Below are 10,925 nucleotides of genomic sequence, written 5' to 3'. Positions count from 1 at the left end.
CGTAGGTGGAATCACCCGGCATCAGAACAGCGGGACACGAGACCCCGACCTCAACGCCGGGCTGTGGCCGTCTCCATCGGGTGACATCGCGCGGACCCCACCTAAGGCCAGACCCATGTGGATGGCGATGTCGATCCAGTCGATGCCGTTGGCGTCGGCGCCCACGACGTTCCACCGAGGCGGGCACAACGTCGTCGCCGACCAGGAAGAAGACCAACACGCCGTACGTGCCCGGGTCGACCCAGTCGATCATCTGGTTCGTAGCCGCGTGGTGCAGTAGCTCGCGTGGTGCAGGGCCACGACATGGCCGCTGTCCCGCGCAGCACGTTCAGGTATGCCAGGCGGTTGTGGGGTGCGGCACTGACGGAGGAGCCGCCCGCTGCGGGTCCACGATCGAGGAGCGCATCAGACAGACTGAACGCGCTCCGCACGATGGGAACACACGGGCCGAGCACCACGTTAGTTACTACAATCGTAGTTTGAAGGGGGTTGAGCGTCCGCGATGTCGGACCCTTCCAGTCATAGATCCGGTGCCGCCCTGCGTCGCGCGTGGGGTGGCTCATGGTAAGCGCCGTCTTGGGTGTGGTGGCCGTCTTCGTGCTGACGGCGGCTACCGGGTATTTCGTGGCGCAGGAATTCGCCTACGTGTCGGCCGACCGGGCCCGTCTGAGTCACGCCGCCGACCAGGGTGATGCCCCGGCCAAACGCGCCTTGCAGGTGATGGGCCGTTTGTCGTTCATGCTGTCGGGGGCGCAGCTGGGCATCACCGTCACCGGGCTGGTCGTGGGCTTCATCGCCGAGCCGGCGTTGGCCAGGCTCTTGGAGCCCCCTCTGACGTGGGCCGGACTGCCCGAGGGCGGCGTCGGTCCGATCGCGCTGGTGACCGGCTTCGCGATCGCGACCGTGGTGCAGATGGTGCTGGGTGAGCTGCTGCCGAAGAACCTGGCACTGGCCAGGGCAGAGAGGTTGGCTCGAGCTCTGGCGCCCTCGACGCTGGTGTATCTGGCGGTGGCGGGGCCGCTCATCCGGCTGTTCGACATGTCGGCGAACCGGCTCCTGCGCGCTGTGGGCGTCGAACCGGTGGAGGAGCTGCACCACGGCGCCACCTTGGAGGAGCTCAGTGACATCATCGGTGAGTCGCAGAAGTCCGGTCATCTGCCTGCGGATCTGTCCCAGCTGCTGGAGAAGGCACTGACGTTCGGCGACCGGACCGCCGATGAGGTGATGGTCCCGCGCCCGATGGTGAGCGCCGTCCCTGCCAATGCCACCGTGGGCGACCTTACGGCGCAGATCAGCCTGTCCGGCCATACCAGCTATCCCGTCTACGGCAGTGGCGAGGTCGATGACGTGGTGGGGGTGGCGGGTGTTCGTGAGCTGGCCGATGACGCGTTGCCCCGCGAGACGCACGTACGGGCGGTGGCGCGACCGGCTCTGCTGGTGCCGGGCTCACTGCCGCTGCACGGGGTGATCGAGCGGATGCGTGAGACCCGCGAGGAGTTCGCCTGCGTGGTGGATGAGTACGGCGGTCTGGCCGGGATCCTCACCTTCGAGGACATCGCCGAAGAGCTGGTGGGTGAGATCGCCGACGAGAACGACCCGGGTGAGGCGACGCCGGCCCGGCAGCCGGATGGGGCATGGCAGGTGGACGCCTCGATGCGGATCGATGAGGTCCAAGGTCTCACTGGATTGACGCTTCCAGACGACGACGCCTACGACACCCTCGCCGGCCTGGTGATGGCCCTTCTGAGCCGGCTACCACGGCCCGGTGATCGCCTCACTGTGGAGCTCGACGCCGAGGCCGAGGGCACGCCGGCGGGCACGGTGCAGATCGAGGTCGTGACCGTGGCGCGGCGGGTCGCCCGCCAGGTCCGCCTGCACACCCACGCGACCGTCGCTGCACAGGACCCGGCAGATGTGAGGAAAAGGTAGTGGACCCGCTGACCGCCTTCTTCGTCACGGCCCTGCTGCTCATCGGCAACGGGTTCTTTGTCGCCGCGGAGTTCGCCCTGGTCGCCGCGAAACGGCCCCGGCTGGAACGCGCCGCCAAGCGCGGAAGCAGACCGGCGGCCGCCGCTGTCGCGGGGATCCGGGAGTTGTCATTGATGCTGGCCGGTGCCCAGTTCGGCATCACCATGTGCACTCTCGGACTGGGCCTGGTGGCCGAACCCGCCTTTGAACACCTGCTCGCCCCGCCGCTGCATGGCCTCGGCCTGCCGGGCTCCGCCTCCCATGTGATCGCCGTAGCGATCACGTTGGCGGTGGTGACGTTCCTGCACATGGTCCTGGGAGAGATGGCGCCCAAATCGTGGGCCATCACCCATCCGGAGCGTTCCGCACTGATTCTGGCACTGCCGTTCAGTGCCTTCGCGCGGGTGTCCCGACCTCTGCTCGCCGTGCTCAACGGGACGACCAACGCGCTGCTTCGGTTGGTGCGCGTCACCCCACGCGACGAACTGGACGTCCACACCAATCCGCAGCGGCTCCGTCACCTGCTCGGCGAATCCCGCCGGCTCGGCCTCATCGACCGCCATGACCACGATCTACTCGGCAGGGCCATCGCGGTCCGGGAGGCCACCGTCGAAAAGCTCATCGTGCCCGCCGGCCAGGTGACGGCCGTGCCCGCGGACGCCTCCCCCCTCCAGGTCCGCCGCGCCGCCCACCTCAGCGGTCACGCACGCCTGCTGGTGCGAGACGACGACGGCACCATCGCCGGGCTCATCCATGTCCGGGACGCGCTCACCGCCACCGACGGTGACCGGCACGCCGTCGACCTCGCCTACCCGGTGCCGACGGTGAACGCCGCCACCACCGTGCTGAACGCGACCAGCCAGCTGCAGCGCGCCCGCGCGCAACTGGCCATCGTCCACGAGGCCGATGGCACCTTCCGCGGCATCGTCAGCCTCGACGACCTGCTCGGCCAGTTGCTGGCCGCCAACCCGCACTGACGCCTGCATGGATCATCCGATCTTCACAGCGTCCCTGCTCGCCTCTGGGCTGGTTTTGGCCGTCGTCGCGCAGTGGCGGGGCTGGCGGCCTTCGCTGCGCACCGCACTGGTGGTCGGGATCGGGCTGCGCCTAGTGCTGTTGGTCACCGCCTCACGTGACTCCTGGCAGCCGGTCGACTTCGTCCTGAGCTTCAAGCCCGCCGGTGAGGCGGTCCTGGCGGGTCAGGACCCTGTGCTGGCCACGGACGGCGCCTGGCATTTCCTGCCGATGATCCCCTACCTGTATGCCGCCGGGCTGGCGGTGGGGCTGCCGTGGGAGATCGCCGGACGGCTGGTGCCTGTGGCCGCCGATGTGGCCTTGATCGTGCTGGTCGGGCGCCTGGCCTGCGCTCGGAAGCAACTGAGCCGCTTCCAGTACGCCTGTAACCCGATCGCTTTGATGGTGTCGGTGATTCACTCACAGGTGGAGCCGGTGGCCCTGGTGTTCCTCGTCGCCGCCTACGTATGCGCACGTTCGGGCCGGGGCATCGCCGCGGGTGCGCTGCTGGGGCTGGCACTGTCGGCCAAGAGCTGGCCGATCATCGCACTCCCTGTGGTCTTGGCCATGCTGCCCACCTGGCGGCACCGATGTCAGGGACTGGTCGCCGCCGGAGCCGTCCCCCTGATGTTCCTGCTCACCCTGCCGCTGTTCGTGGACGTCTCCTGGGCGAGCTTGATGGATGTGGCCGGCTACCTGGGTGGAGTCCGTCCGATCGTCGGTGAATGGGGTTGGACGGCGTGGATGACCGGAGGTGACTGGGAACTGGCACCGACCCCGGCCAAGATCGGCCAGGTCGTCCTCTACCTCACCTTGGCGGTGGTGGCCTGGACGTGGCGGCGAGCCGACCCTGTTGACCGGACCTCGGCGATGCTTCTGGCGTTCATGATCGTCACCCCGCGGATGGGCGCCCAGTACCTGCTGTGGTTTGTTCCGTTCCTCATCGCCCGGCCCACCCGATGGAGCGGGTCGGCCATGGCGGCGGCCGCGGTATGGGCCGGGCTCGGCTATATCTACCTCACCCAGTTCGACTACATCGGCTGGGCCCGCAACCATTCGTGGTGGGCGATGGCCTCGGCCGCCGTCATCCCACTGCTCGTGCTCGCCATGCCCTGGGCCCGTCGGCGGCCGCAGCCGCCACCCGCGCAGAAAAGCCCGGCGCCGCAGACCGAGCTCGCCACCGCCAGCACCTGACCGCATGGCCGCGCCCGCGCGGCCTCATTTCAACCGCCGCGGAGAACAGGTCCACACCATGGTGGGTGACAAGGAACCGGACTCAGCGCCCGTGGTCATTCGCCTCCCGGGTGAGGTCGGCCCTGCCGATTTCATAGCTGCCGCGCAATGCCTGGATGTCGGCGCGCAAGGCGGTGAGTTCGGCCAGCACGACAGCATTGGCCTCCTGCTCACGATCGCCGCCCGCCCTTGCCGTGTCCCCTGCCTGCTCGGTGTGGTCGTCCTCCATCGCGCGTACGACCACGGCGATGAACAGGTTCAGCACAACGAACGTGCAGATCAGGATGAACACCACAAAGAAGATCCACGCCGAGGGGTGTTCCTTCATCACCGCGCGGGCGACCTCCGACCACGCCTCCCCCGTCATCACCTGGAACAGGGTGAACAGCGACGATCCAAGGTCGCCGAAGTATTCGGGATTCGTCGCGCCGTACAGCTTGGTGGCCATCACCGCCGCCACATACAGCACCAGTCCCAGCAGGACGGCGATAGAGGCCATACCGGGCATCGCACTCAGCAGCGCCGACACCACCCGGCGCAGGCTCGGGACCACCGAGATGAGCCGTAGCGCCCGCAGGATCCGCAAGGCCCGCAGCACCGACAGCGTCCCCGAATGCGGGGCAAGAGAGATGCCGACGATGACGGCGTCGAAGATGTTCCACGGGTCGCGAACGAACCTCAGCCGATAGACATAGGCCTTGGCCAGCAACTCCACCACGAAGACGTACAGCGCCACCCGGTCGACCCCATGCAACAGGCCGCCGTAGCGCTCCACCACAGCCGGAGAGGTCTCCAAGCCCAACGCGGCAGCGTTGACCACGATCACCATGATGACCAGCTGCTGGGTGCGCCGCGATTCGACAACGACGCGGACGCTTGCGCGCCGAGTCACCTCGGGCCCCAGGCGCAAGCTCGACGCCCCGCTGTTATCGCGATCGCGGAAACGTCCGCAAGGAGCGACCGCCCCACACCGTGACCACCACGACGCCGGAACTGCGCCGATCTCAACCCGATACCTCCACAGCGTGTGAGCAGCCACGGAAAGAGTGATGCAAGGCACTGCTACTACTAGTGTAGTAGCGTCGGGTGGAAAATCACGGCTTATGGAAGGATCTTGTAGTGTTCAAACGCGTGATGTGGGCGTTTGGGGTGGGTGGCCCATCGGTGGACACCGTCCTGGCCTCACCACACTGCCGACCAGGCGAGCACTTGTCGGGTGACGTTCGAATCGCGGCGGCCGACTTTGACGTCGAGGTGCAGCAGGTGACGCTGGGCCTGGTGACCCGGGTGGAGTCGGAACGGGCCGAGGGTGAAGGTGTCGGGACCAGCGAGTTCCACCGGCTGGAGGTCTCGGGGAGTTTCCAGTTGCGGGCGGGAGCGAGCAAGACGATCCCGTTCCGGCTGCCCGTGCCGTGGGAGACGCCGGTCACCGAGGTCTACGGTCAGCATCTTCACGGGATGACCATCGGTGTCCGTACCGAGCTCGCCATCGCCAAGGCGGTCGACAAGGGAGACCTCGACGAGGTGTCGGTGCGTCCGACATCGTCACAGCAGCGGGTCCTGGAGGCCTTCTCCCAGCCCGGCTTCCAGTTCAAGGGCGCGGATGTCGAGCTTGGCCAGATCTATGGGGCCCCACAGCAGTTGCCGTTCTACCAGGAGATCGAGTTCTACCCGCCGCCGGACTACCAAGGGTCTGTCAATGAGGTCGAGCTGACCTTTGTCGCCGGTCCTGGTGGCCTCATGGTGGTACTGGAAGCCGACAAACGCGGCGGGATGTTCCACTCCGGCACAGACGCCTACGGCCGCTTCCATCTCGACCACGACCAGGCCCTACACGCCGACTGGGCCACAGAGATCTCCGGTTGGCTCCAGTCAGTGGCCGACCAACACTGCGGCGGCTTCCATACCGGTCATGGCCCCCACGGGAACCATGACCCTAATGGCAAGCACGGCCATCACGACGAGCACGGCCACCGAGGTGGCCCTGGTTGGGGCGGAGCGGCGGCGGGAGTCGCCGCGGGCTTTGTGGGCGGGATGGTCGCCGGGGAGGTCCTCGAAGAGGTCTTTGAGGAAGTCTTTGAGGACGACGAAGACTGACTCCCAGGCCACGCGGGCGAGTCCGCCCTCACGCCGAGCCTGACCGCGGTGAAGCGCCAGACCGGCAGCGCCGGCGGCCGACCCCTTTCACGAGAGCTGCCCGTAAGGAGATCGGTTGGCCAGGTTCAGCAGGCGGGATCGGATCCGGTACTGGTTCGACAACACCATGGCCAGGGGAACGTCGGCCCTGATCGGCTGGCTCGCCCTTGCTTCGGGGGTGCTGATCATGATCGTCGGCACCACGGCCGTGGTGATCGCTCCGCGGGATGCCGACGAGAACGGGCACTGGCCGGGTCTGCTGTGGCGCAGCCTGCTGCGGACGCTGGATCCGGGCACCATGGGCGGCGATGTGGGCACCGCCCCGTTCCTGGCCCTCATGCTGACCGCAACCATCGGCGGGATCTTCATCGTCAGCGCGTTGATCGGTGTGCTGACCACGGGCTTGGAAGGCAAGATCTCCGAGCTGCGCAAGGGCCGGTCGCGGATCATCGAACGCGACCACACGGTGGTGCTCGGCTGGTCGGAGCAGGTGTTCACCGTGATCGCCGAGTTGGTGGAGGCCAACCAGAGCGAGCGGCGCTCCTGCGTGGCAATCCTGGCCGACACGACAAGATCGACATGGACGACGCGATCCGGACGCGCCTCGGTGACACGGGCCGCACCCGGGTGGTGTGCCGTCGCGGCAATCCCCTCAAGCCCGCAGATATGGAACTGGCCAGCCCCGCCACCGCCCGGTCGATCATGGTGTTGTCACCGCCGATCGACGATCCCGACATCCACGTCATCAAGGTGCTGCTGTCGCTGGGTGCCCGGACCTGGGAACGTGAACGCCCGCACGTGGTCGCGGCCGTGCACAGTTCGGCGAACCTGCCCGCCGCTCGGCTGGCCGCAGGACCCGCCGCCCGGGTGATCGACGCCGACGACATCGCCATCCGACTCATCGTTCAGTCCCACCGGCAGTCCGGGCTGTCCACCGTCTGTACCGACCTGCTCGACTTCGAAGGTCACGAGCTCTACATGCGCCGTGAGCCGGCACTGATCGGCCATACCTTCGGCAGCGCCCTGGACGCCTACCAACTCGGTATCCCGATCGGGCTCCGCCATGCGAATGGGGATATAGCGGTCAACCCCCGATGGACACCGTGATCCGGGCCGACGACGAGGTCATCGTGCTCGCCGAAGACGACCTGCTGATCCGACTCGACGAAACCCGCCCCGCCGTCATGGAGCCGGCGATCGCCATCGCCTACCCGCAACCCCCCGAACCCGAACGCACGCTGCTGATCGGCTGGAACCACCGGGCATCCAAGATCATCGATCTTCTGGACGACTTCGTCGAGCCCGGCTCCGTCCTCACCATCGCCGCCCAACACCCCGACCCTCGGCACACCCTCAAGGAACTGGTCAACCTGACGGTCGCGTTCACCGCCTGTGACCCCACCGACCGCACCCATCTGGAACCCTCCGGGTGGGGTCATACCAGCACATCGTCGTGCTCGCCGACGCCGGCTACGACGCCCACCAAGCCGACGCACGCACACTGATCACCCTGCTGCATCTGCGCGACATGGAGGAGACTCTCGGGGATCCCTACTCCATCGTCAGCGAGATCAACGACGACGCCAACCGTGAGATCGCCCAAGTCACCAAAGCCGACGACTTCGTGGTCAGCGACAAACTGATCAGCCTGCTGCTCACCCAGCTGAGCGAGAACCCTCACCTGTATGCGGTGTTCACCGACATCCTCAATCCCGAAGGCTCAGAGATCTATCTCAAACCCGCCTCCGACTACCTGCGGCCAAACACCTCAGCCAATTTCGCCACCGTCATCGAAGCTGGCCGCCGCCGCGGCGAGACAGCCATCGGCTACCGACTCCGCGACCAGTTCCACCAACCGCCTGACTACGGCGTGGTCCTCAACCCCGACAAGGCCGAGACCCTCACATTGACCCGCGGCGACCGCGTCATCGTGTTCGCCGAGAAGTAGCAGCGACCCGCGCCGCGACACAGCGCACTCCAGGCCGGTGGTGGGAATCGCCGCACCGGCAGTACTCGTCTACTGCACAACCGGCGCGCTGCTCCGGCGTCCCCCGGCACAAGCCGTTGGCGAAGAGTTAATCCGAGGCCCAGCGGTAGAGGCAAACCTTACTACGACACTTGTAGCAGGTCGGTTAGAATTCTGAGTGCAACGTCGACGATGAGGAGACTTCCCCGATGGCCCTTTGGAACAAGCTTCGCGATTCCACCCAGAACATGCAGACCCAGCTGATGGCGAAGAAAAACGACCTGAAGAGCGGTGCGTTCCGCGACGCGAGCATGGCGATGTGCGCACTGGTCGCCGCAGCCGACGGGTCAGTCGACCCCTCCGAACGTCAGCGGACGGCGTCCCTCATCGCCACCAACGAGGTACTGCAGAACTTTCCCGCCGACGACCTGCAACGACGCTTCAACGACTACGTGACCAAGCTGACCACCGACTTCGACTTCGGCAAGGTCAGCATCCTGCAGGACATCAGCAAAGTGAAGAAGAAGCCGGCCGAGGCACGCGCCGTCATCCAGATCGGCATCATCATCGGCGGCGCCGACGGCAACTTCGACGACGGGGAGAAGGCCGTGGTGCGGGAGGCCTGCTACGCCGTGGACATCTCCCCCACCGAGTTCGACCTCTGAACCCTGAGCATCTTCACCGCCGGCGGGAGCCCAGCCGGCCCGCCGCCCCGCCGGCGGTAAGAGGCTCCGCCACACCCCGGTCGCCGAGCCGCCGGGCAGGCACCGGTCCGCTGACGTGTCCCGTGCGACTGCGCAGCAGACGCGCACCCGTGGACGCCGGTTACAGGATGGCGGAGGCCAGAGCGTGGTCGAGCTGGAGAGCGGCTGCGGCAAGAGCGCTGGTTGCCAGCCCGCTGCCGGTGAGCACGACAGGCCCGGTGACGGTGTTCTTGCCGGGCGGCGTGCCGAGCAGAGCCTGAACACGTTGCAGGACGCCGGAATCGCCGAATGCCGGCAACGGCCCGGGGTCCGTTGAGCGGGCGAGCGCTACCTTGGCGATCGTGCGGGCGACCAAGGACCGATCCCCCACGGCCTCCGCTGCGTCTTCGTCCGCCCACCGTTCCACCGTGAACCGCAGGCGCTTGCTGAGCGGCCTGAGTGGCGGCAGTATCCCGGCGGCCAGTTCGCCGACTGCCAGATAGCGGTGGTGACGGTGTCGCAGATGCGAACGTTCATGATGGAACACGATCTCGAGCTCTTCGGCGGAGAGCCTGCGCAGCAGACCACGTGACACCAGCACCCCGCCGGTTCGGCCGGGCACCGCCAAAGCGATCGGGGTATCGGTCTCCAGCAGCCCCTGCGCACTCTCATGGGCCGCGTGGACGTCACCAGCCCACCGGACGGTCAATTTCGCGGCAATCAGCAGATTGACCCCGGTGAGGATCGTCGCCGGCACACCGAGCGCGGCAGGTACGGGACTGTCGTCGCCGACAAGCGCCCACTCAGGCAACCGTCCGGCCACCTGCGGCGCCATGGTCGCCCCGTAGTTAACCGCCAGGAAACCACAGGTCCCGACCATGGAAAGCGCGGTTGTCGCCGCTACGGTAACGAGCAACCGCGCCGACCAGACAGGGTGCAGCGGCATGGGCACACGACCCAACACCACACCCAGGATCATTGTGACGGCCACGGGAAGGAACGTGTAGGAGCTCACGGTGTGTCACCTGGACTATCCAAGATCTCACGCAAGGCCTGAGCCTCATCGGCACTGAGCGTCTGTACGAACTGACTCAACACGCTAGAGGCGTTACTGGCATAGCGCAGGTGGTCGTGCATCCGACCGGCGACGAGCTGAGCCTCGTCCACCGCCAACCGGTACTGATAGTGGCGTCCCACGCGGACCCGAGTGACCAGCCGCTTCTCATACAACCGGAACAAAATCGTGTTGACCGTGGTGTAAGCGGGATCCCCTGACAGCCGGGAGCGGAGTTCGGCCGTGGCGACAGGGCCGTCAGCGGCTGCTAGAGCAGCCAACACCTCGGCCTCGAGCTGTCCCAATTGTCGTCGCGTCAAATCCCGGCCTCAAGGGCTCACCGAAGAACGTGCTGGACATCTCAGCCTAGTCGTTGTCTCCCCCGGGCGCAGATCTCGGCTCCCGGTGGTGACACAGCCGTGTGGGTGCCGAAAACCCGTCCACAACCACGACCTGCGTTTCTCTGCTCCTGACACCCCAACTTGAGACCTGTCCGGACCATGTTCAAGTAAGTAGCCTCGACGCCCGAACGTATTCAGTTTGACCTTTAGAAGCGACCAAGGCTTGGGGCGAATGCTGTCAACCCAGGCAGTCCCCCAGCAGCGAAGCCGCAGGCCACGACCCGGAACCGAATATTCGAGCGGCACACGTCGGTGCCTGGTTCAACGCTAACTAACCATGCCCCCTGCCCTGCAACGGGCAGGCGAGTCACCACCACCAGGGACCGCTGACCGACCCGAGCCGAGGTCCTCGTCCGTGCCGGAGCAGGCCATGCCTTCTGCGGCTCGGTGAGCAGGCCATCGACAGCTGCGGGAGCGCCGTGCTCCGACCTGACGGCGACGTCATATCCCGTGTCGTGGTGTCGGGGTCG

13 protein-coding genes are annotated in these 10,925 nt (G+C 66.6%); 9 read left to right on the top strand and 4 right to left on the bottom strand.

Annotated features, from left to right (window positions below):
• From HKK72_RS40195 to HKK72_RS30180, 4 genes are all read left to right on the top strand, one after another.
• The coding region (locus tag HKK72_RS40195) for a hypothetical protein (RefSeq protein ID WP_222721316.1) at positions 1-280 on the top strand (280 nt) is incomplete at its 5' end.
• A gap of 281 nt (positions 281-561) precedes the next feature.
• Positions 562-1,929 (top strand): hemolysin family protein, encoded by a 1,368-nt coding sequence (locus HKK72_RS30190; RefSeq protein ID WP_187237839.1) that lies wholly within the window; start codon positions 562-564, stop codon positions 1,927-1,929.
• The gene (locus HKK72_RS30185; RefSeq protein ID WP_187237838.1) at positions 1,929-2,945 is read left to right on the top strand and encodes a hemolysin family protein; all 1,017 of its coding nucleotides are present in this window, start codon (positions 1,929-1,931) and stop codon (positions 2,943-2,945) included. The genes HKK72_RS30190 and HKK72_RS30185 overlap by 1 nt, the downstream gene beginning before the upstream one ends.
• 7 nt (positions 2,946-2,952) lie before the next feature.
• Positions 2,953-4,176 carry a glycosyltransferase 87 family protein gene (locus tag HKK72_RS30180; protein WP_187237837.1) on the top strand — a complete coding sequence of 408 codons (1,224 nt, stop codon included), beginning with the start codon at positions 2,953-2,955 and terminating at the stop codon, positions 4,174-4,176.
• Positions 4,177-4,258: 82 nt separating this feature from the next.
• On the opposite strand, the gene HKK72_RS30175 is transcribed toward HKK72_RS30180, so the two are convergent.
• The gene (locus HKK72_RS30175; RefSeq protein WP_261987346.1) at positions 4,259-5,125 is read right to left on the bottom strand and encodes an ion transporter; all 867 of its coding nucleotides are present in this window, start codon (positions 5,123-5,125) and stop codon (positions 4,259-4,261) included.
• A gap of 224 nt (positions 5,126-5,349) precedes the next feature.
• Between HKK72_RS30175 and HKK72_RS30170 the strand changes: the two genes are divergently transcribed.
• Positions 5,350-6,312: a sporulation protein gene (locus HKK72_RS30170; RefSeq protein WP_187237840.1), complete on the top strand. Its 963-nt coding sequence runs from the start codon at positions 5,350-5,352 to the stop codon at positions 6,310-6,312.
• A gap of 87 nt (positions 6,313-6,399) precedes the next feature.
• Here the strand turns inward: HKK72_RS30170 and HKK72_RS41585 are convergent, their stop codons facing one another.
• Positions 6,400-6,918 (bottom strand): hypothetical protein, encoded by a 519-nt coding sequence (locus HKK72_RS41585; RefSeq protein ID WP_261987345.1) that lies wholly within the window; start codon positions 6,916-6,918, stop codon positions 6,400-6,402.
• Between the two features lie 12 nt (positions 6,919-6,930).
• Between HKK72_RS41585 and HKK72_RS41580 the strand changes: the two genes are divergently transcribed.
• The 4 genes from HKK72_RS41580 (at position 6,931) to HKK72_RS30160 (ending at position 8,982) form a co-directional block, all read left to right on the top strand.
• The gene (locus tag HKK72_RS41580) at positions 6,931-7,458 is read left to right on the top strand and encodes a CASTOR/POLLUX-related putative ion channel (RefSeq protein ID WP_261987344.1); all 528 of its coding nucleotides are present in this window, start codon (positions 6,931-6,933) and stop codon (positions 7,456-7,458) included.
• Positions 7,446-7,856 carry a hypothetical protein gene (locus HKK72_RS41575; protein WP_261987343.1) on the top strand — a complete coding sequence of 137 codons (411 nt, stop codon included), beginning with the start codon at positions 7,446-7,448 and terminating at the stop codon, positions 7,854-7,856. The genes HKK72_RS41580 and HKK72_RS41575 overlap by 13 nt, the downstream gene beginning before the upstream one ends.
• Positions 7,805-8,299, top strand: a complete 495-nt coding sequence (locus HKK72_RS41570; RefSeq protein WP_261987342.1) for a hypothetical protein — start codon at positions 7,805-7,807, stop codon at positions 8,297-8,299. The genes HKK72_RS41575 and HKK72_RS41570 overlap by 52 nt, the downstream gene beginning before the upstream one ends.
• Before the next feature lie 227 nt (positions 8,300-8,526).
• Positions 8,527-8,982 (top strand): tellurite resistance TerB family protein, encoded by a 456-nt coding sequence (locus HKK72_RS30160; protein WP_187237836.1) that lies wholly within the window; start codon positions 8,527-8,529, stop codon positions 8,980-8,982.
• Positions 8,983-9,142: 160 nt separating this feature from the next.
• On the opposite strand, the gene HKK72_RS30155 is transcribed toward HKK72_RS30160, so the two are convergent.
• Entirely contained in the window at positions 9,143-10,015 is an 873-nt protein-coding gene (locus tag HKK72_RS30155; protein ID WP_187237835.1) for a M48 family metalloprotease, read from the bottom strand.
• Positions 10,012-10,359 carry a BlaI/MecI/CopY family transcriptional regulator gene (locus HKK72_RS30150; protein WP_315987518.1) on the bottom strand — a complete coding sequence of 116 codons (348 nt, stop codon included), beginning with the start codon at positions 10,357-10,359 and terminating at the stop codon, positions 10,012-10,014. The genes HKK72_RS30155 and HKK72_RS30150 overlap by 4 nt, the downstream gene beginning before the upstream one ends.
• Positions 10,360-10,925: the final 566 nt, after the last annotated feature.

This window comes from Actinomadura sp. HBU206391 (assembly GCF_014323665.1).
In the GTDB taxonomy this organism is placed as follows: Bacteria; Actinomycetota; Actinomycetes; order Streptosporangiales; family Streptosporangiaceae; genus Actinomadura_C.
The sequence above is the reverse complement of the archived record's forward strand: the minus strand, read 5'-3'. Positions and strand labels throughout refer to the sequence as shown.